Annotated in this window: 26 protein-coding genes; 20 read left to right on the top strand and 6 right to left on the bottom strand. The window is 39.1% G+C overall.

Going from position 1 to position 25,329, the window contains the following annotated elements; translation table 11 throughout:
* The first annotated feature begins 122 nt into the window (after positions 1-122).
* Complete coding sequence (locus PaeCFBP13512_RS20150; protein ID WP_137225612.1) at positions 123-791, top strand: O-methyltransferase; 669 nt, start codon at positions 123-125, stop codon at positions 789-791.
* A gap of 8 nt (positions 792-799) precedes the next feature.
* On the opposite strand, the gene PaeCFBP13512_RS20145 is transcribed toward PaeCFBP13512_RS20150, so the two are convergent.
* Complete coding sequence (locus PaeCFBP13512_RS20145) at positions 800-1,243, bottom strand: rhodanese-like domain-containing protein (RefSeq protein WP_069325681.1); 444 nt, start codon at positions 1,241-1,243, stop codon at positions 800-802.
* A gap of 187 nt (positions 1,244-1,430) precedes the next feature.
* Between PaeCFBP13512_RS20145 and PaeCFBP13512_RS20140 the strand changes: the two genes are divergently transcribed.
* The 3 genes from PaeCFBP13512_RS20140 (at position 1,431) to PaeCFBP13512_RS20130 (ending at position 3,949) form a co-directional block, all read left to right on the top strand.
* Positions 1,431-2,327 carry a LysR family transcriptional regulator gene (locus PaeCFBP13512_RS20140; protein ID WP_137225610.1) on the top strand — a complete coding sequence of 299 codons (897 nt, stop codon included), beginning with the start codon at positions 1,431-1,433 and terminating at the stop codon, positions 2,325-2,327.
* A gap of 143 nt (positions 2,328-2,470) precedes the next feature.
* Positions 2,471-3,400, top strand: coding sequence for a manganese-dependent inorganic pyrophosphatase (locus tag PaeCFBP13512_RS20135; RefSeq protein ID WP_069325679.1), 930 nt, complete (start codon positions 2,471-2,473; stop codon positions 3,398-3,400).
* 105 nt (positions 3,401-3,505) lie between these two features.
* Positions 3,506-3,949, top strand: coding sequence for an RrF2 family transcriptional regulator (locus PaeCFBP13512_RS20130; protein ID WP_137225608.1), 444 nt, complete (start codon positions 3,506-3,508; stop codon positions 3,947-3,949).
* A gap of 108 nt (positions 3,950-4,057) precedes the next feature.
* On the opposite strand, the gene PaeCFBP13512_RS20125 is transcribed toward PaeCFBP13512_RS20130, so the two are convergent.
* From PaeCFBP13512_RS20125 to PaeCFBP13512_RS20110, 4 genes are all read right to left on the bottom strand, one after another.
* Positions 4,058-5,281 carry an ABC transporter permease gene (locus PaeCFBP13512_RS20125; RefSeq protein WP_137225606.1) on the bottom strand — a complete coding sequence of 408 codons (1,224 nt, stop codon included), beginning with the start codon at positions 5,279-5,281 and terminating at the stop codon, positions 4,058-4,060.
* Positions 5,265-6,626: an HlyD family secretion protein gene (locus PaeCFBP13512_RS20120; protein WP_137225604.1), complete on the bottom strand. Its 1,362-nt coding sequence runs from the start codon at positions 6,624-6,626 to the stop codon at positions 5,265-5,267. Before PaeCFBP13512_RS20120 ends, PaeCFBP13512_RS20125 begins: the two co-directional genes overlap by 17 nt.
* A 90-nt stretch (positions 6,627-6,716) precedes the next feature.
* Positions 6,717-7,400: a MarR family winged helix-turn-helix transcriptional regulator gene (locus PaeCFBP13512_RS20115; protein WP_241669443.1), complete on the bottom strand. Its 684-nt coding sequence runs from the start codon at positions 7,398-7,400 to the stop codon at positions 6,717-6,719.
* A 240-nt stretch (positions 7,401-7,640) separates the two neighbouring features.
* Complete coding sequence (locus PaeCFBP13512_RS20110) at positions 7,641-8,603, bottom strand: bile acid:sodium symporter family protein (RefSeq protein ID WP_069325676.1); 963 nt, start codon at positions 8,601-8,603, stop codon at positions 7,641-7,643.
* Between the two features lie 254 nt (positions 8,604-8,857).
* On the opposite strand from PaeCFBP13512_RS20110, the gene PaeCFBP13512_RS20105 reads away from it, so the two are divergent.
* From PaeCFBP13512_RS20105 to PaeCFBP13512_RS20040, 14 genes are all read left to right on the top strand, one after another.
* A complete protein-coding gene (locus tag PaeCFBP13512_RS20105; RefSeq protein WP_206665613.1) occupies positions 8,858-9,451 on the top strand; it encodes a DJ-1/PfpI family protein in 594 nt (197 codons plus the stop codon).
* A 37-nt stretch (positions 9,452-9,488) separates the two neighbouring features.
* Complete coding sequence (locus tag PaeCFBP13512_RS20100; protein WP_069325674.1) at positions 9,489-10,049, top strand: glycerol-3-phosphate responsive antiterminator; 561 nt, start codon at positions 9,489-9,491, stop codon at positions 10,047-10,049.
* Between the two features lie 206 nt (positions 10,050-10,255).
* The gene (locus PaeCFBP13512_RS20095; protein ID WP_137225600.1) at positions 10,256-11,077 is read left to right on the top strand and encodes an MIP/aquaporin family protein; all 822 of its coding nucleotides are present in this window, start codon (positions 10,256-10,258) and stop codon (positions 11,075-11,077) included.
* A gap of 47 nt (positions 11,078-11,124) precedes the next feature.
* On the top strand, positions 11,125-12,618 hold the full coding sequence (glpK, locus tag PaeCFBP13512_RS20090; protein ID WP_069325672.1) for a glycerol kinase GlpK: 1,494 nt from the start codon (positions 11,125-11,127) through the stop codon (positions 12,616-12,618).
* Between the two features lie 182 nt (positions 12,619-12,800).
* Positions 12,801-13,778, top strand: coding sequence for an iron-hydroxamate ABC transporter substrate-binding protein (locus tag PaeCFBP13512_RS20085; protein ID WP_137225598.1), 978 nt, complete (start codon positions 12,801-12,803; stop codon positions 13,776-13,778).
* A gap of 226 nt (positions 13,779-14,004) precedes the next feature.
* The gene (locus tag PaeCFBP13512_RS20080; protein ID WP_137225596.1) at positions 14,005-15,693 is read left to right on the top strand and encodes a glycerol-3-phosphate dehydrogenase/oxidase; all 1,689 of its coding nucleotides are present in this window, start codon (positions 14,005-14,007) and stop codon (positions 15,691-15,693) included.
* A 190-nt stretch (positions 15,694-15,883) separates the two neighbouring features.
* Positions 15,884-16,390, top strand: coding sequence for a hypothetical protein (locus tag PaeCFBP13512_RS20075; protein ID WP_069325669.1), 507 nt, complete (start codon positions 15,884-15,886; stop codon positions 16,388-16,390).
* 209 nt (positions 16,391-16,599) lie between these two features.
* Positions 16,600-17,928, top strand: a complete 1,329-nt coding sequence (locus PaeCFBP13512_RS20070; RefSeq protein ID WP_137225594.1) for a hemolysin family protein — start codon at positions 16,600-16,602, stop codon at positions 17,926-17,928.
* A gap of 68 nt (positions 17,929-17,996) precedes the next feature.
* Entirely contained in the window at positions 17,997-18,260 is a 264-nt protein-coding gene (locus tag PaeCFBP13512_RS20065; protein WP_069325667.1) for a YqkE family protein, read from the top strand.
* A 143-nt stretch (positions 18,261-18,403) separates the two neighbouring features.
* A complete protein-coding gene (locus tag PaeCFBP13512_RS20060) occupies positions 18,404-18,607 on the top strand; it encodes a YwbE family protein (RefSeq protein ID WP_137225592.1) in 204 nt (67 codons plus the stop codon).
* A 41-nt stretch (positions 18,608-18,648) separates the two neighbouring features.
* Positions 18,649-19,557, top strand: a complete 909-nt coding sequence (locus PaeCFBP13512_RS20055; protein WP_137225590.1) for an aldo/keto reductase — start codon at positions 18,649-18,651, stop codon at positions 19,555-19,557.
* A gap of 135 nt (positions 19,558-19,692) precedes the next feature.
* Entirely contained in the window at positions 19,693-20,469 is a 777-nt protein-coding gene (locus PaeCFBP13512_RS20050) for a ZIP family metal transporter (RefSeq protein ID WP_069325664.1), read from the top strand.
* A gap of 134 nt (positions 20,470-20,603) precedes the next feature.
* A complete protein-coding gene (locus PaeCFBP13512_RS20045) occupies positions 20,604-21,377 on the top strand; it encodes an alpha/beta hydrolase (protein ID WP_137225588.1) in 774 nt (257 codons plus the stop codon).
* Positions 21,378-21,528: 151 nt separating this feature from the next.
* The gene (locus PaeCFBP13512_RS20040) at positions 21,529-21,846 is read left to right on the top strand and encodes a thioredoxin family protein (RefSeq protein ID WP_069325662.1); all 318 of its coding nucleotides are present in this window, start codon (positions 21,529-21,531) and stop codon (positions 21,844-21,846) included.
* A 78-nt stretch (positions 21,847-21,924) separates the two neighbouring features.
* Here PaeCFBP13512_RS20040 and PaeCFBP13512_RS20035 read toward each other — a convergent pair whose 3' ends face one another.
* Positions 21,925-22,392: a MarR family winged helix-turn-helix transcriptional regulator gene (locus PaeCFBP13512_RS20035; protein ID WP_069325661.1), complete on the bottom strand. Its 468-nt coding sequence runs from the start codon at positions 22,390-22,392 to the stop codon at positions 21,925-21,927.
* 326 nt (positions 22,393-22,718) lie between these two features.
* Between PaeCFBP13512_RS20035 and def the strand changes: the two genes are divergently transcribed.
* Positions 22,719-23,294, top strand: coding sequence for a peptide deformylase (gene def / locus PaeCFBP13512_RS20030; RefSeq protein ID WP_069325660.1), 576 nt, complete (start codon positions 22,719-22,721; stop codon positions 23,292-23,294).
* Positions 23,295-23,547: 253 nt separating this feature from the next.
* Positions 23,548-25,326 (top strand): sensor histidine kinase, encoded by a 1,779-nt coding sequence (locus PaeCFBP13512_RS20025; protein WP_137225586.1) that lies wholly within the window; start codon positions 23,548-23,550, stop codon positions 25,324-25,326.
* The last annotated feature ends 3 nt before the right edge of the window (positions 25,327-25,329 follow it).

Genomic DNA, 25,329 nt, shown 5'->3' with positions numbered 1-25,329 from the left:
GTATGTATTCATATATTTTAGATATAAATAACTATAAATTATATATTATTAATATGAATAAGTACAAGGTACAATACTTATAGGAATTCTAACAAGCCTTTACAAACAGGAGGACGATAAGTATGAGTGATATTCAAGTATGGATTCAGATGGATCAGTATATTGAAGAGAACCTTATTCCCAAAGATGCTATTCTAGAACAGGTATTAATTAACAATCAGCAAGCCTCTTTACCCGAGTATGATGTATCGCCTGCTCAAGGTAAATTACTACAATTAATCGTGATGATGAACAAAGCCAAACGTATTTTAGAAATAGGTACATTGGGTGGATACAGCACCATATGGATGGCGCGTGCTTTACCTGTAGATGGACGGTTAATTACGCTAGAATATGATCCTCACCATGCCAAAGTAGCCGGGCAAAATATTAAATTGGCTGGACTAGAGGACAAAGTTGATATTCGGATCGGTGATGCATCAGAACAATTAGGTCAGATGGAAGCAGAACAAATAGAAGCTTTTGATATGATTTTTATTGATGCAGACAAAAATAATAATGCTCGTTATCTACAATATGCTTTGCAAATGTCTCATCCGGGTACTGTTATCATCGGAGACAATGTAGTTCGAGAAGGAGCTATTTTGGATCAACACAGTAATGATGGCCGTGTACAAGGGATTCGCCAATTTTATGAATTATTAGCTGAAGATCCTCGTATCACGGCTACATCTATTCAGACGGTAGGTAGTAAAGGGTATGATGGTTTTGCGATTGGAATTGTCATCTAGTTAGTGGATTAGATAGACCAGTACATCGGAGCTTCTACACCTAATGTACCTTCAACAGGTCCGCCTTCTTTACGCCAGTATTCGATTCCACCGAGTAATTCTTTAACTGGAAATCCGAGGCGGGCTAATTTGGCAGCGGCTTTGGTTGCTCCATTACAAGCAGGACCCCAGCAGTACGTTATAATCGTTGTGGTTGGATCTAAATGGGCTGTCGTTTTCTCATTGATCTGTCGACCGGTAATATGGATTGCACCCGGAATATGACATTGCTGATAAGTTGATTCGTCTCGTACATCTACTATTACAAAGGGCGGATTTCCTTTTTGACAATCGATCATGACATCGGCGACATCTGTTTCATAAGCAGCTTTAGCTGTGAAATAGTTGTACGCATCGGTTGTATTCGCAGCGGGTGTTTCAAGTGTAAGGGAAAAGCGTGGAGAATGGTTCATCAGTAGACAACTCCTTCAGTCGTAGGTTATGTTGAACACGGATAGGCTATCGATGTTCTGTTATGATTGTATAAAAGACAAAGCATACAAGTGCTGTAGAGTTATAGATACCAACTATCGATCTTATCGATAATACATACGCTATGCGAACAATACAGTACTATCCTTGTGCAAAGGAGTGATCTTAATGGAACTGTTATATCTCAAAACATTTTGTGAATTGGTCAAATGGGGCAACTATACACGTACTGCGCAAGAGCTAGATTATGCGCAATCCAGTGTGACCCATCATATTCAGCGATTAGAACAATTGTATGGTGGACAGCGCTTATTTCAGCGCAAAGGAAATGTTGTGATTTTAACCGCAGTTGGACAAAAGCTGTTACCTTATGCTCGTCAAATGATTGAATTGCAAGAGCAAGCGAAGCAAGCACTTTCTACTACAGATTTGGATCAGACTACACTAACGATAGGTACGATTGAGAGTCTGTCTTTATATTATTTGCCATCTATCTTAGAACAGTTCCGGCAACAGTATCCACATATACAAGTCAAAATTATTTTAGATCAAGAACAGCAATTAATTCGCCGTGTGCGAGAGCAACAATTAGATATTGCTTTGATTTTGGATACACCATGTCAGGCATATGGTATCGAAGCCATATCTCTTTTTGATGCGCAAATGAGAGTCGTTATGCACCCACAGCATCCGTTAGCAAGACAATCCTCTATATCTTCGCGAGATTTGCATCAACAACCGTTGATTGTGACGGAAGAAGGATGTACGTATCGAGCGTACCTTATCGACAAAATGAAATCACAAGGACATGCCAGTGATATTCATTTAGAGCTCGGAAATATCGAAGCCATCAAGCAATCGGTCGCTAAAGAATGGGGAATCGCCTTTTTACCTCAGTTTGTGTTGGAACAGGAAAGAAATAATCAGGCACTATGTATAGTGCCTTGGGCAGAAGAAGATCCACAATTGTATAGCCAAATTATTTACAATTCTACAAAATCATTGAGTAGTATAGCGACAGAATGGGTTACTTTATGTAGAGCGCATTCGATAATGAAAGTATAAAAATAAAAATTTATACAGTTATTCCTATACATTTAATAGGAATAAACTTCATTTTCATTTGAAATCAAGGTATACTATGGAAGGAAACTTTGAAAAAAGGATTATCTTTTTTTCGCCAAAACAGATTACGAAGGAGTGTCATTATGTCAAAAGTATTAGTTTTTGGTCATAAAAATCCGGACACGGATACGATTACAGCTGCGATTGCGTATGCAGCATTGAAAAAAGAATTAGGTGTAGATGCTGAAGCGATTCGTCTAGGTGAAGTGAACGGCGAAACACAATACGCTTTGGATTATTTTAAAGTAGAAGCTCCACGTCTTGTGGAAAAAGTAGCTGTAGAAGCGAAAGAAGTTATTTTGGTCGATCATAATGAGCGTCAACAAAGCGCTGATGATATTGATGAAGTAACAGTTATCGAAGTGATCGATCATCACCGTATTGCTAATTTTGAAACAAGTGGCCCGTTGTACTACCGTGCAGAGCCTGTAGGTTGCACAGCGACCATTTTGAACAAATTATACAAAGAGCATGGCGTATCGATCTCCAAACAAAATGCAGGATTGATGTTGTCTGCAATCATCTCTGATTCGTTGTTGTTCAAATCGCCTACATGCACACCACAAGATGTAGAAGCAGCGAATGAATTGGCTCGAATTGCTGAAGTGGACATCGCTAAATATGGTCTGGATATGCTTAAAGCTGGAGCAGATTTGAGTGACAAAACTGTAGAGCAATTGATCACTTTGGATGCAAAAGAATTCCAAATGGGTGATGCTAAAGTTGAAATCGCTCAAGTCAATGCTGTAGACGTTAATGATGTATTGTCTCAACAAGCAGCGATTGAAGCAGCACTAACAGCGGTAATCGAGAAAAAAGGTCTGGATCTATTTTTGTTCGTAATCACAGACATTTTGAACAACGATTCTGTTGGTCTTGCTCTAGGTAAACGTACCGATGTTGTCGAAGAAGCATACCAAGTAAAACTTGAAAATAATCAAGCAGTGCTTAAAGGTGTAGTTTCTCGTAAATCTCAAATCGTACCTGTATTGACAGATACATTTGCTAAATAATAAAATCGTATGCTACATAAGCATATTGTAATCACGAAGGCGGTTGGAGCTAGATTCCAATCGTCTTTGTTGTACATCATATAGGTGCAGGAGGACATATTATATATGAAGACACAAGCTAAATTGATTGGACCTGCACGCTTTAGTGTGGCGGTACATACGCTTGCTGGACTGGCTTCAAATGGTGGGACGTTATCCAGTGCTATGATTGCAGCTCAAGTTCATTCTCATCCTACCTTTTTGCGAAGAATATTAGCGACGTTAGCCAGTCACAATATTGTAGACACCCGTGAAGGAAGAGACGGTGGTTATACGCTACGTATACCTGCGGATCAATTAACATTGTCTGCTATTTATCTAGCAATTCGGATAGAGCAACCTATTCATGATCTACCTCAGCCCGATGGGATTCAAGATAGTGAAAAGATGAATCAACGGTTGAGTAGCATTATGAAAGGAGCCGAACAACAAGTGATCGATTATCTGGAGCAGTATACACTAGCTGATGTAATCGATGATTCAGATATTACAAAGATGCCTGATAGGTAACTCGTATTAGGTCTATTAAAGTAATCATTACGATGTAAAAACACCTATCAATCAAAAGCCTGTAGCCTCTTGATCGATAGGTGGTGGTTGAACGATGATATGATTTTATTATCCTTTGGATGGTTCCGGTGTAGGTGTGCTTATAGCAGTAGGTGGAGCACCGGGAAATGGCTTTTCAGAATGAGCAGGTGAAGGTGCTTTTTGAAGTTTGGCTAGTTTTTGCTTTTCCCATAATCCTCTAGCAACGACTAGCATAGCCAGAACAGCTACATACAACATCATCGAACCTAACTCAGGTAACATTTCTTGAAAAGAAGCTCCTCGTAATCCCATACTACGAAGAAATTTGAACATCCATACAAATGGGAAAAAGTCACTAATTTGCAAAGCCAAAGGTGGAAAAAGTGCTCTTGCCATCGTGCCACCTGATAGTACAAAAGCAGGCATAAAGATAAAGATCATTCGCCCTATCGCTATGCCTGGATGTGCGGCTCCCCAAGCTACCAGTATATTAATACAGACAGAACCGAATACATAGAGTACAACAGGGATCATAAATAAAGCCACATTGCCTTCAAATCGACTACCACCGACCCATTTCAAAACCCCCATCGCAAAAATCAATCCTGCTGTTGAGAACAATACATAAGGTAATATACGAATAAGTGGATTGAATGGATTACGGAGTTCACCCGCTAATCGATGCGATACCCGAAGTCTAGCGATGATAGGAAGACTGTTAATATTAAGCATCATAAACGAGAACATACATATAAATGTAAGGATAGACGTATTGTCGTAACTACTGGTCGGATTGAACAATGATCTGACTTCTACCGCCAGATTACTAGCTGTTCCTTGTGCTTGCTCTATACTCATGCCTGTTCTGGATAAGGCAGGGATAGCCAATTGCATATTTTCATAGCCTGTAATTTCTTGCATTGCGGTTCGAATAAAGGTAACCGCTTGAGAATTGGTATTATCTAAAATCAACCCGATTCGATTCGGTAAAGAGCGATTATGATTTTCTTCAAGTCCTTTGGGCAAAGAGATTACGGCTAGATATTGCTCATGGTAAAAGTAAGATTCAGGATTATTCGTATAGGAAATAATCTGATCGACCTGTATATATTGAGAAGCATCTATCTTCTGAATCAATTGCCGGCTATAGGAAGTATTATCTTGATCCACTACAATCACTTTGGATTCATTGATTTGACTGCTTGGCAGTAGCAAAGAGTAAGCTAACACAGCTACCAATGGGAAAATGATCGCAATGATAGGATATTTCGATTTGATTAGATAATGCCATTCATCAAGAAGTGATTTCATCAATATTCACCTCAGTAGTCATGCCGGGCAATAAGCTAGCTGACTTGTCTACATAAATACGAACCTGAAAAGTAGCCACATCGGCTTCGCCTTTTTCGCGTGCCATTTTAAGATTTGCAAATTGAGGAGCAGCGGTAATATAACGAACTTCACCATTTAAGTCTTTGTGAAGAGCAGGAATATTCACTTTTATTTTTTGTTTAGCATGGAATTTGGTGGCTTGATCTTCACTCACATAAAGATCAAAATACATTTTATTCGTCTCTAAGGTAACGATAGGTGCGCCTTGACTGATATTTTCGCCTACTTCTGTACTGATTGCTGTAATTTTGCCGTTACTTGGGGCTTTGAGAATCAATCTTGATTTTTTGAGCAATAATGTTTTTAATTCGATTTGTTGTGCATCTTTTTGTTGTTGAAGTAAATCTACAGCAAGTTCTTGATCTGCTAATTGTTGACGTGCTTGTTGGACAGTATCCAATTGGGTCTGAGAAGTCTGAATCGCTAATTCTGCACCATGCAACTCTGTCTGTGCTTGTGTCACACTTACATTTGCCTGATTGGATTGTTCTACTGCTTGTTGGGTACGTTCATTGGCTTGTGCTCGTTCTTCTAAAGTTGCACCGTTATTCAGCTTCGCTAGCGCTTCTTGTTGTTGGTTTAATTGATTTTTAGCAAGGGTCAAAGACTGTTCTACATTGTCCATATCGGCTTTGGTACTGAGCCCGGAATTGTATAATTTTTGTGTACGATCATAATTGATTTGAGCCGTTTGAAGACTTTGGGTCGCTGATTGGATAGCAATTTGTTGTTGCTTGATATCTTCTGCGCGTGCGCCATTGTTGACTTCTTTTTCAGCCGCTTGTACTTGACGATGAGCAGACTGTGCTTGGCGCTGAGCCGCTTGAGCACTTTTGAGAGCAGACTGACTTTTGCTCTGAGATACTTGGGATTGTTCTATCGCTAATTGGGCTTGTTTTTCCTGTGTGCTTGCTTTGGAATAACCCAATTGAATCGATTTTTGCTGTTGCATGATTTGTGTATCATACTGTTTTATTTGTTTTTGAAGTTTTTCAATTTGCAAGTCGACATCTGTAGAATCAAGAGTCATTAAGATGTCTCCTTTTTTAACTATTTTTTCTTCTGTAAAAGGAATGTTGACGACTTTACCACCTACTTCTTCAAAAGAAACATGGACGCTGTCTGAACTTAAAGTAGAACTTTTGGAAGTCTGTGAGACAGTAACTTGATCATGCCCTTTGGCTTGCAACAAGAATCCACCACTAAGTAAACATACAATAGAAATAACAGGAATAATAAGACTAGCCACTTGACTGCGATTCATGAATTAAACGCTCCTTAATCTAATATAGAGAATGTTATAATGGATTTCTGAAAATAAAGTAAGCCGGCTAACTAAATGATGGAAAAGACACTATTTATGTCTGATCTGATAAGAGTTATAGACTTCTTCACCTTCAGGAATACCTAATTTGATTTTTTGAAGCAATAACAATAGCATTTCTTTTTCTTCTTCAGAAAGACCGCTCATAATTTTAGAAGTACTGAGAAAATGAACAGGTAATAACTCATTCATTAATGCCATGCCGGTATCTGTAAGATGCGCAATACTCATACGACGATCAGAAGGGTGATCTTTTCTAAAAATCAGATGATCACGTTCCATACGTTCTAACAATCCCGTTACGGTTGCTTTGGTAATACCCGCTCTTTCAGCTAGTTCTGATGCAAGAAGCCCTGTATTTTGATTGCGATATAACAAGATCAATAGAGCGAACTTACCACTAGAGACATCGAATTTTTCAAATCCATTCGAACTGACTTTGAAAATGTTAGAAGCGGTACGCATAAAAAGAAGCATGGCTTCCGTAGCCGAAATATCAATTTCAGGTACAGATTTTGAAAATTCTTGAAGCATTTCTCTGGTAGGTAGATCACGTATATCAAAGTCCATATCTAATTCGTCCCTTTCAAACAGATTAGCCGTCATATCCATGTATAGTGAAGCAATTTCGACAGCTGCCCGATTCGTTATCACCTGATTATACAATGGAAGTTCTTGAGATGTCTCATGTTCTGACGAAATTAAATAATCCAAAAATACCAAACTCCTTTATTGTTTATTTTTTAGTAAGCCGGCTAACCATTTGATAAAAAAATATAGAACGACTTTTAGAATAGGATTGTGATTCCTTTAGCTACGTTATAATAATTCAAATTTATTCTTTTGACAAGCTAAATATTTTTGAATATCCTACTTCTTAGCATCCCCAAACCTGAAGAGACGCATATGTAAACGCCATCTCCAGAAGGGAACAAGATCATTTTTTAGCTGTTATTATTTCTTAATCCAATCGGTTGTCTGTTGCTCTTCTTTAGCAGCGCGACGTGCAAACCATGTGGCTAACAATGATCCGGAAATATTATGCCATACACTGAAGATTGCGCTTGGAACAGCCGCTAAAGGATTAAAGTGAGCTGCGGCAAGACTTGCCCCTAGCCCTGAATTTTGCATACCAGTCTCAAAAACGATCGCTTTACGTTGAGCAGGATTCATACGGATCGCTTTGGCAAATAAATAACCAAGCAGATATCCCAGTCCGTTATGTAAAATCACTACTAGGAAAATCAATAATCCTGTTTCTACGATTTTGTCACGATTTAAACCGACCACTATCGAGACAATCAGTACGATTGCGAGTGTAGATACAAAAGGCAACGCCACGGTAGCTGCTTCGGCTTGTTTGCGAAATAATGATTTTACGATTACACCCAGTACAATCGGAACGATAACTACTTTAAGAATATCAAGAATAAGACTGCTTGCACTGATATCCATCCATTGTCCAGCAAGTAATGAGATCATCGCAGGTGTAGCTAGTGGAGCAATCAAAGTCGATACAGAAGCAATAGATACTCCAAGCGCCACATCTCCTTTGGATAGAAAAGTCATCACATTAGAAGATGTTCCACTTGGACAACAACCGACTAGAATAACACCTACAGCAATATCCGGTGGAAGTTGTAACGCAATCGCTAGACCATACGCAAGTAAAGGCATAATAATATAGTGTCCGACTACCCCGAGCGCTACATCCAGTGGACGGCGAAAAACTTCGCGGAAGTCAGCGGAAGATAATGTTAACCCCATACCAAACATCACAATTCCAAGCAATAACGAAATCTGTCCTTTCAAACCGGTAAATAAAGTGGGCATAAAAAATCCAAGTAAAGCAAACAATATCACCCAGATCGAAAAGGTATCCCCTACAAACTTACTTACTTTGGCAACAGCATTCATGATGTGATCTCCTATTCTACGTAATATAGTTCATCCCACGTTGATTGTCTCGACAATAATATTCAGGTAGATAGCACCTTAATTATATTATTCTCCACCAACGCTTTAATGCGTAAAAACTAAAGTATGCAAATTTTACTATAAAAGATTTTACATGGCTATTGTTTTTTATTTCACATATAAGGCATGATAGATACATAAAAGCCAACTTCATTTGATAAAAAGGAGAGTCAAATATGCCTACAAACAGTGATATTGCTCAGCGTTATCAAGTCGGTATTTTGTTATTTGATGAAGTAGAAGTGATGGATTTTGCAGGACCATTTGAAGTATTTTCGCTTGCTGAGACTGTGGATAAGCAGAAATTATTTCAAGTCCATACGTTATCTCCAGATGGTGAACTTATCAGCGCTCGTAATGGATTAAAAGTACAACCTGACTATGCGATTCAAGATATGCCAATACTTGATATTTTGATTATTCCGGGCGGGTATGGGGCGGAAGAGATCATTATTCATGATCCAGTGATTATCGAGTGGATTCGTACACAAGCCACTCAGGTCAAGGTACTAGCTTCTATCTGTACAGGCGCATTGGTGTTAGCAGAAGCGGGATTATTGGATGGACGGGAAGCCACCACACACTGGATGGATCTTGATCGGTTACAACAAGATTATCCTGAAGTAATCGTCAAATCAGGTGTGAAATTTGTAGATCAAGGATCGATTATGACCTCCGCAGGCATCTCCGCAGGGATTCATTTGGCATTACATATTGTAAGTAAATGGGTTAATATAGAGTGTGCTCGTACAGTGATTAGACGAATGGATATAGATATTGAGATGTAACAGAAAGCACTTATTATGGAGAAAAGAGTGATTAACGATGTTTCACGGTCAGGCGATTTTGCCAGCAGCCAAAAGTATGAAGCAATTCGAACAAATCTTATCCAGTTCGTATGAATATGGTGTGTTTTTGGATACTCATATTGCACAACTCAAAAATATTTATAAAATGGCAAATCAACATCAGAAGAAAATGTTTTTGCATGCCGATCTGGTACACGGGCTTAAAAACGATGAATATGCCGCAGAGTACTTATGTCAGGAAATTAAGCCTCATGGGATTATTTCTACGCGTGGTAATATGATTTTGAAAGCCAAACAAAAAGGGGTAATTGCGATTCAGCGTGTATTTATGCTGGATACAATCGCATTAGAAAAAAGTTATGCTCTACTGCAAAAAACGCAGCCTGATTATATCGAAGTGTTGCCGGGTGTTGTACCACATATGATTAAAGAAGTGATTGAACGGGCAAATATCCCTGTTTTTGCAGGAGGCTTAATTCGGACTGCTGATGATGTAGAACAGGCGCTTGCGGCAGGTGCTACAGCGGTGACGACATCTAACGATCATCTGTTTGCTCACTACCGTACAGACAAGTGAAAAAACACCAATTATGAAGATCACATGAAAATTGTCATGTTGACACCGCTTACATGTTACGATATGATGAACTTATCAAGTTAATAATGTGACGGAGAACCGGAGAGCCACGCAAAGACCCCCTGTACCTGATGGGGTGGTTTGCAGTGGCTTTTTCTGTTGTCTATCGGTTGAAATAACTTGCTACTTTGAATGGAGGGAATTTAATGTCACCATTTATAGCTGAATTAGTAGGAACCATGATTCTTATTGCATTAGGTGCTGGCGTTTCTGCAGGTGTTGCTTTAAAAGGATCATTTGCAGAAAGTTCAGGCTGGATGGTTATCACTGCAGGTTGGGGTCTTGGAGTAGGAATGGCGGTGTATGCCGTAGGCGATATTAGTGGCGCACATTTGAATCCAGCTGTAACCTTAGCACTTGCATTTAATGGCGATTTTGCATGGAGTCAAGTTCCATCGTATATTTTGGCACAGATGATCGGAGCGATGGCAGGTGCATTGCTGGTCTACTTACAATACTTACCACACTGGAAAGCAACTCCAGATGCAGCTACCAAATTAGGCGTATTTTCAACGTCTCCAGCGATTAAGCATCCTGTGGGAAATATGTTGAGTGAAATTATCGGTACATTTATTTTTGTCATGGTATTGTTATCTATGGGTGCAAATCAATTTACAGAAGGTGTTCATCCATTAATTGTAGGTTTATTAGTCGTTAGTATCGGCTTATCGCTTGGAGGAACAACCGGATATGCGATTAATCCAGCGCGTGATCTCGGACCTCGTCTGATGCATACTTTATTACCGATTGTAGGCAAAGGACCTTCCAATTGGAGATATGCTTGGGTTCCATTTATCGGCCCATTGTTAGGCGGTTCAATTGGCGGCTTATTTTACAAAAATGTATTCCAGGGTCAAAGCACACCGATATTATGGGTGCTGTTAGTGGTGACGGCTGTTTGTTTATTTGTCGCTCATCGTTCAGGTCGCAAAACACAAGATTCTGTTTCTCACAAAGCAACAGCTTAAATTAAATACATTCATATTACGTATATCACTCGAGGAGGAACTTATTTATGGAAAAATATATTATGGCACTGGATCAAGGAACAACAAGCTCACGCGCAATTTTATTTAACAAAAAAGGTGAAATTGTGTATATGGCACAACGTGAATTCCCGCAATATTTCCCTAAACCAGGTACTGTTGAGCAAAATGCGAACGAAATTTGGAGTTCAATTCTAGCGGTTATCGCTTCTTGCCTTTCTGAATCGGGTATCAAGCCTGTACAGATCGCAGGAATCGGTATTACAAACCAACGGGAAACGACAGTAGTCTGGGATCGTAAAACAGGTGATCCAGTCTATAACGTACTGGTATGGCAATCTCGTCAAAGTGCTGAAATTTGTGATGATCTTAAAAAACGTGATCTTGAACAGACATTCCGTGACAAAACAGGGTTGTTAATCGATCCTTATTTCTCCGGTACTAAAGTCAAATGGATTCTGGATCATGTAGAAGGTACACGTGAACGTGCAGAACGTGGTGAATTGATGTTCGGTACAATTGATACATGGCTCATCTGGAAATTATCTGGCGGTAAAGCACATGTGACGGATTACTCCAATGCTTCTCGTACTTTAATGTACAATATTTATGAGCTGAAATGGGACGAAGAATTACTGGATATCTTGGGTGTTCCTGCTTCCATGTTGCCAGAAGTACGTCCGTCTTCCGAAGTCTATGCACATACCGTTGATTATCATTTCTTTGGTCAAAATATTCCGATTGCTGGCGCAGCAGGAGATCAACAAGCTGCATTGTTCGGACAAGCTTGTTATGAAAAAGGATCAATCAAAAACACATACGGTACAGGTTGCTTTATGCTGATGAACACAGGGGAAGAACCGATTCGTTCAGAGCATGGTCTAATTACAACGATTGCTTGCGGTGTAGACGGCAAAATTCATTATGCGCTAGAAGGAAGTATCTTTGTAGCTGGTTCTGCTATTCAATGGTTACGTGATGGTCTACGTATGTTCCGTGATGCCGCAGACAGTGAAGCTTATGCTGCTCGTGTAGAATCGACAGATGGCGTATATCTTGTCCCTGCTTTTGTCGGATTAGGAAGTCCATATTGGGATAGTGAAGTCCGTGGAGCGGCTTTCGGTCTTAGCCGTGGCACAACCAAAGAACACTTTATCCGTGCAACACTTGAGTCATTAGCGTATCAGACCAAAGATGTATTAACCGCTATGGAAAGTGATACAGGGCTCAAAGTCGAATCACTTAAAGTGGATGGTGGGGCAGTGAAGAATAAATTCTTAATGCAGTTCCAAAGTGATATTCTGGGTGTTCCTGTAGATCGTCCTGTAGTCAATGAGACAACTGCTTTAGGCGCCGCTTACCTTGCAGGACTTGCAACAGGATACTGGACAAGTCTAGATGAGATTGCAGCAACACATGAAGAATTGAATGATCAATTTACACCGAATATGGAAGAATCTCGTCGTGAAAGTCTATATGCTGGCTGGCAAAAAGCGGTTCATGCAACTATGGCTTTTAAATAAACGATCCATTTTTATAGCTCTAAAGTAGAACCCTTTCTCGCAGTAAGAGAAGGGGTTTTGCTCTGCCTATTTTCAAAAAGTTAATGCAATACCATTTATAATATGCTAACATTTCAAATGATAATGATAATCTTTATCATTTGAAAGAATCATATACTATAAATAAAAGGCGGTTATAGAGCATGTCTATTTTCAAAACATTCGGTATGATCTTTACCACAATTCTCTGTGTAGCAATTCTAGCAGCTTGTGGTCAAAGTACAACACCAACAGCTTCAACATCTGCACCAACATCAACAGATACACCAGCACCAGCGACTGATTCCACTATTACATATCAAGCGGCAAATGGAGAAGTTAAGGTTCCTAACCATCCTCAGCGTGTTGTAGTACTTGCAGATAGTTATTATGGGTATTTATATGCGTTAGGGATTAAGCCTATTGCAACGATCGATTATGTTTTTCAAAGTACATTTTTGAAAGAGTCAACAGAAGGTGTCACTAATCTTGGCGATAAGCCAGATGTAGAAAAAATATTAGCCCTGGATCCAGACTTGATTGTCGTCTGGGATAATGATGCGAATATAGAAAAATATCAGCAAATTGCACCTACAGTAGCGATTAAGTATGGTCAATATACGTATCAAGAGCAATTACAAGAAATCGGCAAAATGACAGGTACAGAAGATAAAGCCAAAGAATTAGCAGCAACATGGGAATCTAAAATTAATGAAGCCAAACCTAAAGTACAAGCGGCTTTAGGTGATAAAACCATTTCTATTCTTCAGCCATATGCAAAAGGCATCTATGCTATGGGGGATACCTATGGTCGTGGTGGAGAAATTATCTATGGAGCTCTAGGTCTCAAAGCTACACCAATGATGCAAAAAGAAGGAATCGATAGTGGTGCAGGTTTTGCGAGTATTTCTTTAGAAAATCTACCTGATTTTGCAGGCGATTATATTTTCACTTCACCATGGGGTGGAGACGATGATAAAGACGGGAACACCGTATACAACAGTAGTCTATGGAAAGACTTGCCGGCTGTGAAAAGCAATCATGTGTACCGAATTGATCCGGTCGCCTATTATTTCAACGATCCTATTTCAATGAATGCGCAGTTTGATTATATTGTGAAAAGCTTAACTCAATCCCAATAGATCGCTCAAAATGTCTAAAAAATTGTCTAAATTCTTTGCTACCCTAAAGCATCTATGGTACAATAGAGTTAACAAGTTAATAATAACGTCATGAGACTTTGGAGAGACCACGAGTACACGCGGTAGATAGTAGCCGTTTTAGTGTAATTATTCGTGGTCTCTTTTTTATTGCTTATGATTGGTAAAATAAACCATGTACAGCGTTAAAAATAAGGAGGACGTAAAAATGAATACAACATTTTCAGCACAAAATAGAGCAAATGCTTTAGAGCATATGAGTAGTGAAGTATTAGATGTATTGGTTATCGGTGGCGGAATCACTGGATCAGGAATTGCACTAGATGCGGTCACACGCGGTATGACAACAGGTCTAGTCGAAATGCAAGATTATGCAGCAGGTACATCCAGCCGTTCTACCAAATTAGTTCACGGTGGATTGCGTTACTTGAAGCAATTTGAAGTGAAAATGGTAGCTGAAGTCGGTAAAGAACGTGCAGTCGTTTATGAAAATGGCCCGCATGTCACTACACCGGAATGGATGCTTCTTCCTTTCCACAAAGGCGGAACATTCGGTAGCTTCAGTACTTCGATCGGTCTACGTGTATACGATTACTTAGCAGGCGTCAAAAGAAATGAACGTCGCAAAATGTTGAGTGTCAAAGAAACAATGGGTAAAGAGCCATTGATCAAAAAAGATGGTCTGCAAGGTGGCGGTTATTATGTAGAATACCGTACCGATGATGCTCGCTTAACGATCGAAGTGATCAAAGAAGCGGTAAAACGTGGTGCTTATGCAGCTAACTATACCAAAGCTTCTGAATTTATTTATGAAAATGGCAAGCTGAAAGGTGTTAAAGTCACCGATACGATCAGCGGTCAAGAATATAGCATTTTCGCACGTAAAGTGATTAATGCAGCAGGCCCATGGGTGGATACACTTCGCCAATTAGATAAATCCAAAAAAGGTAAAGTGTTACAAATGACGAAAGGAATTCATTTGGTGATCGATCATGAGCGTTTCCCACTAGAACAAGCTGTGTATTTTGATACACCGGATGGTCGGATGGTCTTTGCGATTCCTAGAGATGGCAAAACGTATGTAGGAACAACCGATACGGTCTACAAAGCAGATCCTATTCATCCGCAAATGACACTGGAAGATCGTGATTATGTATTAAAAGCGATCAACTATATGTTCCCAACAGTCAAAGTAACAGCGGCTGATGTCGAATCAAGCTGGGCAGGTGTACGTCCACTGATCTATGAAGAAGGTAAAGATCCTTCTGAAATTTCGCGTAAAGATGAAGTATGGCAATCGGCAAGTGGATTGATCACCATCGCAGGTGGTAAATTGACCGGATATCGTAAAATGGCTGAAATGGTTATCGATCTAGCTGCTGAATTGATCGGTAAAGAGCAAGGCAAAAAGTTCAAAGCTTGTCAGACCAAACACATGGCGATGTCTGGTGGCGATGTTGGTGGTTCCGCTAACTTACCTGCTTTTATTTTGCAACAAGGGGATAAAGGTAGACAAGCAGGCTTAACACATGAACAAGCTGAATATTTAGCAGGATTCTACGGATCAAATGTAAGTAAATTATTTGATCTGGTACGTCAAGCTGATCCGATTGCAGATGAGCTAGGATTGCCAGCAGATATTCGCGCACGTATTGCTTATGCGATTCAAGAAGAAATGACTGTAAAACCTGTCGATTTCTTTATCCGTCGTACAGGCGCATTGTTCTTCAATATCAACTGGGTGCATGAATGGAAACAACCTGTGATCGAGTATATGTCTAGACGATTCAACTGGACAGCTGATCAAAAACGTCGTTATACCGATGAACTAGAAGGTCATTTACATGATGCTGTAGTGCCTTCAGATGCTCCAACTAAAAGCGAATTTGCTGTTTAAAATAGATTGAAATATAAGTGTTCTCTAATCCAAGACTCTTCCTTTATAGGGAGAGTCTTTTTTGTATTTAACGCAGTCAACTACGACTTTAGTCTAGGATCTTTTTCTTCTATAGGCTGATGAGTTGCTGATCAAGATATGCTACAGTGTAATTAAGAATAAAGGTATAGAAAAGGGGTGTGTAAGGATTATGATTAAACGGGCTGTTCTTGCACCAGTATTGTTGTTATTAGGGGTATATTTATTTTTGAATCCAGGTGGATCGACAGGAGTAGGTACGATTTTTGCTACATTTTGGCCAACACTATTTGTGATTCCGTTAGGGCTATTTTTTCATTGGTTACACTTTTCGCTTTTGGAATCGAAAAAGACAGGGTTGTTAATTCCAGGAGGTATTTTACTTGGAGCAGGTGTAGTGAGTCAGATTGCTGCATTATTTGATCTATGGTCAGTCGTATGGCCGGGTTACATACTGGCAGTAGCAGTAGGATTATTTGAATTTTACTGGTTAGGTTCGCGTAACAAATGGTTGTTGATTCCGATTAATATTTTAACGGTATTGGGATTGTTGTTTTTGGCTGTATTCTCTTTAGATTCAATGTTGCATCATGTTGTATTTGTACAACCTTTAATCGCACTGGCTTTTCTATTAGGTGGAGCATGGTTGTTAGTAGATCGGAAGCATAAAGTAAAATAACATATCGTACGATGCGCCAAAGGAAAAGTACAAAAAAAAGTGATTAGCCCCTACATAGGATGCTGATCGCTTTTTTTGTGCTTGATATCTAGCCTTTTTTTGAATTTTCTAAAGCATAATTAGCAAAAATGGGTAATATACTTCATATGTCTACATGTATACATACATTGATCTTACATACAGATAGATCATACAAAGGGGAGCAAGGTATGGAATTTTTGAATTTGATATTGGTTATTGTGCTTATTTTATTAACAGCCTTTTTTGTAGCATCTGAATATTCGATTATTCGTGTACGTATTTCTAAGATTAATCAACTGGCTGAAGAAGGCAATAAAAATGCAGTCGCTGTCCAGAATATTATTTCTAAATTGGATGAATTTCTATCTGCTTGTCAGTTGGGGACAACATTAACCTCGCTAGCACTAGGTTGGTTAGGAGAATCCACGATTGAAGAATTACTGCATCCTGTATTTGTCTGGGTACAAGTACCAGCAGGATTGGAATCGATTATATCGTTTATTATTGCTTTCTTATTATTGACCTATTTCGAAGTGTTGATCGGCGAACTGGTTCCCAAATCGTTTGCGATTCAATTGGCAGAGCCGATGGCGTTATTTTTTGCTCGTCCGATGATGGTCTTTTACCGAATCACATATCCATTTAACTGGGTGTTAAGTCGTTCGGCACGTCTGATTACAGGTTTATTCGGAGTTAAGCCGATCTCTGAGCAGGATGCAGCGCAAAGTGAAGCTGAATTGCGGTTCGCTCTGTCTGAAGGATTCAAAAGTGGAAATATTACACCGACCGAATATCGTTATTTGAATAATGTATTTGAATTTGATGAATTAGTCGGTAGTGAAATTATGGTTCCACGTACAGAGATGAAGTATATCGGACATGAAGCCCAGTTGACTGACTTCTATGAGCTGGTTAAAGAAGAACCGTACAGTCTTATTCCGGTGGCTCTAGATGGAGATAAAGATCGAATTATTGGTTTGCTCAATGTCAAAGAAGTCTTGCGCGATGCTGTTAGTCACCCGCATACACCAACAGATCCTATCGCTCCTTTTATCAAGCCAGTACTGCAATTAATTGAGACGGTGCCTGCTCGTGAATTGCTCGGACAAATGCAAAAACAAAATATTCATATGGCGGTATTACTAGATGAATATGGTGGGACAGCAGGTATGGTGACATTGGAAGATATTTTGGAGGAAATTGTCGGTGATATTCCGTCCAAGTCCGATATCGAACCCGCGGCTACGCCTGCTATTCATAAGCTAGGTGACAAGCATTATCGTCTACAACCGTTAGCATTGATTCATGAAGTGAATCGTCGTCTAGGCACAGATATTGAAGCGGGTGAAGCCTATACGATTGGTGGTTGGATCTGGGCGCAGAAATTCAATATTCATGAAGGTGAATCGGTACGTGTGGAAGATTATGAATTTACGGTGACTCGTATGGAAAATCGTCATATCAAAGAAATCGAAGTGACTACGTTTGAGGAAGAAGATGAAGAAGAGCAAGACTAATCATTTTCGTCTATTCCATGAGAATGGTATACTATAACAAGTTCGTATACTCAAAGAGGTGATTATAGATGGCTAAGAAAAATAGAGCATCTGCAAGACCAACTGCTACACCAGCACAAGATCGACCAGCCACACTCAAAGACATGCTAAGCGCTGATGTACTGGATAAGCTCAAAGCACAAGCCAATGAGCTTAAAGTCGAAGAGCAACAACGCAAAGAACAACAGCAACAAGAAGCAGATGATGCACGTAAAGCAGAACAAAAACGTCGTGATAACGATTTTGAATATTTGCTTGAAAACACCAAACAAGACTGGAAAAAGTTCAAATAAATAGATCAGTTATGATGCTGAATCTACAAGCATTATAGTCTTGAACAGGTATACAGAAATGAACTAAATGCCGGTATTGTGCTCGCAGGAGTGCCGTATCGGCATTTGTTATACATGCTAAATACAGAAAGTAGGAATGAGTTATGAGCGGGCAGACAAGAGCAAATATCAAAGCAGGCATTGAAGTCGATATTGTACTCAAACAAGATCAACGAACTAATAAATTAACAAGAGGGATTGTCAAAGATATTTTGACTAATTCACCGAATCATCCACATGGGATTAAAGTGCGTCTTCAATCAGGAGATGTAGGACGGGTTAAAAATATTATTAATAGCAACGTGTAATGTTTAATGTCTAGTAGAAACAGTCGAAAGGATGATCACTAATGAAAAAGAATAGACTCGGTACATCCGATTTAATCGTAGGTGAGATTGGGCTAGGTTGTATGTCTCTTGGAACAGACGAGAGCCAAGTGATTCCGCTACTTCATGAAGCACTTGATCTAGGCATTAACTTTTTGGATACGGCTGATATTTATGATAACGGGCATAACGAAGAATGGATTGGAAAAGCGATCAAAGGTCGCCGCAGTGAAGTGATTATTGCTAGCAAAGTAGGAAATACCCGTGTAGAAGGTCAAGAAGGCTTAGTCTGGAATCCTTCCAAAGCGCATATTATGGAAGCTGTGAAAGACAGCTTACGACGCTTACAGACAGACTATATTGATCTATATCAATTGCATGGTGGTACATTGGATGACAATATGGATGAAACGATCGAAGCTTTTGCGCAATTAAAAAGAGAAGGGCTTATTCGCGAATATGGTATTTCGTCGATTCGTCCGAATGTTATTCGAGAATATGTGGATCGTTCCCATATTGTCAGTGTCATGAGTCAGTACAGTATTTTGGATCGTCGTCCTGAAGAAGAAGTATTGCCATTACTCACGCAAAAAGGGATCAGTGCGATCGTACGTGGAGCTGTCGCAAGTGGAGCATTAGCAGATGGACGCGAAGACAAAGCACAGAAGGGCTACTTGGACATTAGCGGGGAAGATGTTGTAAGTCTACGACAACAATTAGAACCTCTTACACAAGCAGATAGAAGCCTTTCACAGACTGCTATTCAATATGTGCTGGCTCATCCGGCAGTTGCTGTACTTGCAGCAGGAGCAAGTTCTTCCCAGCAACTTCGTGAAAACGTAGAAGCAGCTTCTTCACCTGCGTTAACCGATGATGAATTGCAATTGATTCGTTCAATTCGTCCGGCTAATCAATACACACAACATCGTTAAACTTAATCGTTAAATATATGAAAAAGCATTCATATTCACATTTTAAATAATTATTCTATTTTTTTGTGCTCATATCGGTCTAACGGTCTTATTTTGGGTTAATAATAAGACAGTGTAGTTGAGAGGAGAATAACAATGTGGAATGCGCTAATGTGGGGTGCGATAGCAGGCTCTGCTGTTTTATTGGGAGCTTTAGTTGCAATGTATTTCAATATGCCCAAAAAGATTATCGGCTGGATCATGGCATTTGGTACGGGAACACTGATCGGTGCGGTTGCTTTTGAATTACTATCGGATGCGGTAGAAGATGGAGGAATCTGGGCAACAGGTATAGGATTTATGGTAGGTGCGATTGTATATACGGCATTTGATCTATACATATCCCGTAAAGGGGGAGCCAACCGTAAGCGTTCCTATATGAGCAATGGAGAACCTTCTTCATCCTCTACGTCATCATCCAAAGAAAAAGAAGGAAGCAGTCAAAGTGGACTGGGTATATTTGCCGGTACAGTAATGGATGCGATTCCTGAATCGATTATGATCGGAGCCAGTCTACTTGCAGGTCAAGGTGTTAGTCTGGTATTGGTTATTTCTATCTTTGTCAGTAATATTCCTGAAGGGTTATCCAGTACCGTAGGACTGAAGCAAAGTCATTACTCACGAGGCAAGATTTTTGGTATGTGGGCAGTCGTGTTAGTGATCTCTGCATTAGCATCGATGGCAGGCTATCTATTCTTAGAACTACTACCTAATGAGATCAAAGCAGGTATCGGTGCTTTTGCCGGTGGAGGTATTATTGCTATGATCTGTTCTACGATGATGCCGGAAGCTTATGAAGACGGTGGCCCATTAGTAGGATTGATCGCTTCACTAGGTCTATTAACAGCACTATTATTAAGCATTGGATCGTAATTGTTAATCACATTCTAGCTGTGTTACAAAAAGAGCTTATTCGGTGTATATTCTATCGATAAGCTTTTTTTGTCATCTTCTCAATCATTTGGTATACTAATTGATAATCATTATCAGTAGGGGGAGAGAGTCGTATGCGGGGAACACTTTTTACAGAAATGTACGCAGGTAGAGACTTGCTGATTTATTTACCACCTTCTTATGATAAAGCATCGTATCCGTTGCCAGTGGTATATGTCCATGATGGTGGAGATGTATTTGATTTGGTATTGAACGGGACATTATATAATTTAGAACAACGCTTTGCTGCTGGAACTTTACCTGAATTAATTCTAGTAGGGATTGCTGCATATGATCCTCTGGTTGAATATACGCCGTGGTATGCACGTGCTCTTTATCCGGGATTGGGTCATGGGGATTTTGGCGGACGAGCAACTGAATATTTGAATATGATTGTCCATGAGATCAAACCGTGGATTGATCAGCACTTTTATACAGATGATCGTCCAGAGATGACAGGGATTGTGGGTAAGTCTTTGGGTGGTCTGGTGTCTTTATTTGCCGCTTATGTCTATCCCCATGTATTTGGTAGAATCGGATTAATGTCGGCTTCGCTCTGGTATGAAGGCTTTATCGAATTTATGAGAGAGCGTCAGCATTTATCTTCTGATCTGCGGATCTATATGGATCTAGGCAATCTAGAGGGTGTAGGCAAAGCGAATCGTCAGCGCTTGATTCAGACCTGTACAGATGAAGCAGTGGATATTTTGTTAAATAATATTCCAGCGTCACATTTCTACTTTGAACGCATCAAAGGTGATGATCATGATCCAGAAACGTTTTATCAGCGTTTTCCTGATCTGATGGGCTGGTTATTTGATAAAAAAACAGTCGGTTTATTGAAATAATGAATCCTTTTAATCCAGTGATCATATACTATTCTTGCTAAATAGGCATAAAGAGCAGATAATAAAGATAGCAACATCTTCATATTAAGAGATTATATTTAGTTATTGTTGCTTTTTAATATCCTAAATCTAAAGGAGGCTTCACTTCCTAATGGAAAGAATAGAATCGGAAGATCAATACCGCAATTTGATTAATGGTGATGACCTGACTGTGATCAAATTTGATACCAACTGGTGCCCGGATTGCAAAACGCTTGATCGTTTTATGGTCGATATTATCGAAAAAAACAACGATAAGCAGTTTTTTGCCATGGATGCTGAGAAGTTTCAAGATTTGGCAGAGCAAAATGAAGTAAGAGGTATCCCAAGTTTATTGGTATATCGCAATGGTGAGAAAATCGCTCATTTGCATAGTAAATTTGCTAAAACACCAACCCAAGTTGCTGAATATCTAGCAACTGTAGAGTAAGACACACAAAAACGCCCGAATGGAATAATTTCCGTTCGGACGTTTTTATATACATATTATAATGCTATAGAGATATAATTAGCTTTGTACAGATAATTCACTTACCGTTAAATCTTTACGCTTCATAATCAAATGTTCCACACTTCTGAAATGCCCTAACAATTCATGAGCCTCATCATCACTTAGACCACGAATACTTTCAACTAATTTATTAGACATGATTTTGTACATGCCATCTAGTGCTTCTTCACCTTTACTGGTGATCGAAATACTCACATATCGGCGATCCTGATCGGATCGTGTACGTTCAATCAACTCTTCTTGTCCTAACTTATCGCAGATTTGTGTAACGGCACTAGTAGTCAGACCTGTTGCCCGGACAATGTCTGTACCATATTGACTGCCGTTTGCTAGCAAGAAGTGTAGGATATACACTTCTGTAGCATTGGACTTAAGTTGTCTCATTAAGGTGGGAAGTTCCATAATACGTGGCATACGATCCACAAGTGTTAAATAACTTTTGAGAAGTTCATTAGACGTTTCCAAATTGTAAATCCTCCTTCGATATATATAAATAAAACTCTTAATTAACTATCGTTGCATACTGCACTATACAACAACAATTAACAGTAAAAAACGAAAGTAAATATGAAAAAGATACTAAGGTTTCGAACATTCTTAAAACTTCCTTAACATTATAGTAATTTGTTACCATACTATCGTCAATGCAAATTCGACAGATTGAGACAAGTAAACGTTATCATTGACGTAAAATTGAACATTTTTTATAATTAAAACTAAAAATATTGTATTTGGCTATCATTTGGTGTGATGACCAATCTATTACAAATCATAAAGGTGGCTGCTATACATTGAATAATTCTTCACTTTCTTTTATAACGATGGATGAAATTGTGCGTGAAGGTGATCCGATTTTGAGGAAAGTGGTCGATCCTGTCAAACTTCCATTATCAGAAGAAGATCGAAAACGCGCGAATCGAATGATGGAATTTCTAAAAAAATCACAGGATGAACAGTTAGCCGAAAAATATGGGCTACGTCCGGGCATTGGATTGTCAGCTAACCAGATTGGTTGGAATGGAAGAGTGTTTGTTGTGTACTTTACGGATGATCAAGATCGTCAACTGGAATATATTTTTTGTAATCCCAAATTAGTGAGCCATTCAACAGCAATGGTATATCTTGAGCATGGAGAGGGATGCTTGTCAGTTGATCGTGATGTAGAAGGGTTCGTACCACGATATGAGAAAATAACAATTAAAGCATTTAATCCTGAGGGTAAGCCGTTTACTTTGAAGCTAAAAGGTTTTGCAGCTGTGGTGATGCAGCATGAATTAGATCATTTGAACGGTGTGATGTTCTATGATCACATGGATAAAAAAGATCCTAACCGCTTGCCAGATGTCGAATTTATCCGCCCACTGTAATGAAGATTGCGGTTATATGTTCTTATTATAACACACCGTTGGATATTATGGATGAAAATGGATTAATATTATTAATAAACTAAGTTATTATTATATCGGTGAAAAGACTGCTGTTATGAAGGCAGTCTTTTTAAATTCGTTATATGATATGATAAATAGAACGAAACAAAATCTCAAAGTATGGTATGATTCTGATTTCTGTAAGCGTTTTATCTAAAACGGCAAACAGATGTTGTAGAAAGTAGGGTGAGTCATGTGGAAGCCGTTTATTGAACGAATTAATAATGTGAAAATAAAAAACAAATTGATTTTTGCATACATTTTTATTGTTGCGCTTCCTATATTGGGAATAGGTGGGGTTGTAGTCGATTATTTTAGACAATCCGCTTTGGACAATGCGATTGCACAGACCACTAATAATGTAGAACGTGTCAAAAACCAGATGGATACGATGTTACGTGTACCGATCGATATTTCCAATAAGTTATTATTTGATTCCAGACTTAGCGATGTAGTCAATACAAGGTACACCAAAGTATATGATCTTGTGGTGGCTTACAATAATTATCAAGAATTTCAAGAATATCTACGCTTATACTCTGAAATCTCAGCAATCCGATTTTATACCACTAATAATACGATTCAAAATAACTTGGAGTTTATGAAAGTAAATAGTGAAGTACGGGATAGTAAATGGTATCAGACCGCTATCAATAGTCGCAAAATCAACTGGATCTATCGCAATGATGTGGAGATTAGTGAGACCAAAAAATTAAGTCTGGTACGCAAAATTAATTTTACTGACTATACAACCAATGGTGTGTTAGTGATTGAACTTAGCCAATCGTATCTTAATTCGATATTGAGTGCAGAGCCATTTGAGACGATGATTCTGGATAACAGCGGGTATGTAGTCGCTGCTAAAGATGTGTCTTTAATCGGCAAAACGTTAGGTGACCCCGAGTTAGGGATTGGAACAGATCTACAAGGTAAAGGAATCTATGAACGCAGTGTCAAAGGACAACTGTCCAATATTGTAGTCGATGAAGTGATGCCAGAAAGCAGTGACAATGGCTTGAAGATCATTTCAGTCTTTGCGAATGAAAGTATTGTTCGAGACTCGAATCGTATTATTCTTATTGGTACTGGGTTACTGGTGTTAATTTTATGTACAGGATTAATGTTCTTATACTTGATCTCTCGCCTGATTACACGCCGTCTATCCGGTCTAAGCCGTCAAATGAACAAAGTAGGTACCGGCGACCTTAAAGTGGTTTCTCATATTGCAGGAGCCGATGAGATCGGTCAATTATCACGTAAATTCAATGATATGGTAGTTAGTATACGGACATTGATGGATCAAGTATATGAATCCAATGAACGTAATACTCGCCTTGAAGTCAGTCAAAAAGAAATCAGCTTTAAAATGTTAGCGAGTCAGATCAATCCTCATTTTTTATTTAATGCGTTAGAATCGATCCGAATGAAAGCTCATATTCGCGGAGAGCAAGAAATCGCTTATATTGTACGTTTACTGGGCAAATTGATTCGTAATAATTTAGAAATTGGTATGAAAAATACCACCTTACAAGGTGAAATGGAATTAATTAAATCATATCTGGAAATTCAAAAGTTCCGATTTGGTGAACGATTGAATTATGAGTTACTGATTGATCCTCAGACCAAAGATGTAGCGATTCCGCCGCTGATTATTCAGCCACTTGTCGAAAATGCGATTATTCATGGTTTGGAAAGCCGTGAAAATGGTGGACTAATTATTATTCGTACACTGCGTATTGATCATGATGTCATGATTGATGTGATCGATAATGGAACAGGAATATCAGAGGAACGATTACAATGGGTCAAAAATTCTCTTAAAGTGGATGAAAGTCTGGAAGGCGATCGTATCGGACTACGCAATGTGCATCAGCGCTTAATTCTGTCTTATGGTGCGTCCTATGGACTTCATATCTCAAGTATGATCGGAGAAGGCACTCAAATCTCATTTAAAGTACCAGCAACAGATTGAATA

The organism is Paenibacillus sp. CFBP13512 (assembly GCF_005233705.1).
GTDB lineage: Bacteria > Bacillota > Bacilli > Paenibacillales > Paenibacillaceae > Saccharibacillus > Saccharibacillus nuruki.
The sequence above is the reverse complement of the archived record's forward strand: the minus strand, read 5'-3'. Positions and strand labels throughout refer to the sequence as shown.

Coding starts and splice junctions, on each gene's coding strand:
- PaeCFBP13512_RS20150 (WP_137225612.1), top strand. CDS start 123: ATGAGTGATATTCAAGTATGGATTCAGATGGATCAGTATATTGAAGAG.
- PaeCFBP13512_RS20145 (WP_069325681.1), bottom strand. CDS start 1,243: ATGAACCATTCTCCACGCTTTTCCCTTACACTTGAAACACCCGCTGCG.
- PaeCFBP13512_RS20140 (WP_137225610.1), top strand. CDS start 1,431: ATGGAACTGTTATATCTCAAAACATTTTGTGAATTGGTCAAATGGGGC.
- PaeCFBP13512_RS20135 (WP_069325679.1), top strand. CDS start 2,471: ATGTCAAAAGTATTAGTTTTTGGTCATAAAAATCCGGACACGGATACG.
- PaeCFBP13512_RS20130 (WP_137225608.1), top strand. CDS start 3,506: ATGAAGACACAAGCTAAATTGATTGGACCTGCACGCTTTAGTGTGGCG.
- PaeCFBP13512_RS20125 (WP_137225606.1), bottom strand. CDS start 5,281: ATGAAATCACTTCTTGATGAATGGCATTATCTAATCAAATCGAAATAT.
- PaeCFBP13512_RS20120 (WP_137225604.1), bottom strand. CDS start 6,626: ATGAATCGCAGTCAAGTGGCTAGTCTTATTATTCCTGTTATTTCTATT.
- PaeCFBP13512_RS20110 (WP_069325676.1), bottom strand. CDS start 8,603: ATGAATGCTGTTGCCAAAGTAAGTAAGTTTGTAGGGGATACCTTTTCG.
- PaeCFBP13512_RS20100 (WP_069325674.1), top strand. CDS start 9,489: ATGTTTCACGGTCAGGCGATTTTGCCAGCAGCCAAAAGTATGAAGCAA.
- PaeCFBP13512_RS20095 (WP_137225600.1), top strand. CDS start 10,256: ATGTCACCATTTATAGCTGAATTAGTAGGAACCATGATTCTTATTGCA.
- glpK (WP_069325672.1), top strand. CDS start 11,125: ATGGAAAAATATATTATGGCACTGGATCAAGGAACAACAAGCTCACGC.
- PaeCFBP13512_RS20085 (WP_137225598.1), top strand. CDS start 12,801: ATGTCTATTTTCAAAACATTCGGTATGATCTTTACCACAATTCTCTGT.
- PaeCFBP13512_RS20080 (WP_137225596.1), top strand. CDS start 14,005: ATGAATACAACATTTTCAGCACAAAATAGAGCAAATGCTTTAGAGCAT.
- PaeCFBP13512_RS20075 (WP_069325669.1), top strand. CDS start 15,884: ATGATTAAACGGGCTGTTCTTGCACCAGTATTGTTGTTATTAGGGGTA.
- PaeCFBP13512_RS20070 (WP_137225594.1), top strand. CDS start 16,600: ATGGAATTTTTGAATTTGATATTGGTTATTGTGCTTATTTTATTAACA.
- PaeCFBP13512_RS20065 (WP_069325667.1), top strand. CDS start 17,997: ATGGCTAAGAAAAATAGAGCATCTGCAAGACCAACTGCTACACCAGCA.
- PaeCFBP13512_RS20060 (WP_137225592.1), top strand. CDS start 18,404: ATGAGCGGGCAGACAAGAGCAAATATCAAAGCAGGCATTGAAGTCGAT.
- PaeCFBP13512_RS20055 (WP_137225590.1), top strand. CDS start 18,649: ATGAAAAAGAATAGACTCGGTACATCCGATTTAATCGTAGGTGAGATT.
- PaeCFBP13512_RS20050 (WP_069325664.1), top strand. CDS start 19,693: ATGTGGAATGCGCTAATGTGGGGTGCGATAGCAGGCTCTGCTGTTTTA.
- PaeCFBP13512_RS20045 (WP_137225588.1), top strand. CDS start 20,604: ATGCGGGGAACACTTTTTACAGAAATGTACGCAGGTAGAGACTTGCTG.
- PaeCFBP13512_RS20040 (WP_069325662.1), top strand. CDS start 21,529: ATGGAAAGAATAGAATCGGAAGATCAATACCGCAATTTGATTAATGGT.
- PaeCFBP13512_RS20025 (WP_137225586.1), top strand. CDS start 23,548: ATGTGGAAGCCGTTTATTGAACGAATTAATAATGTGAAAATAAAAAAC.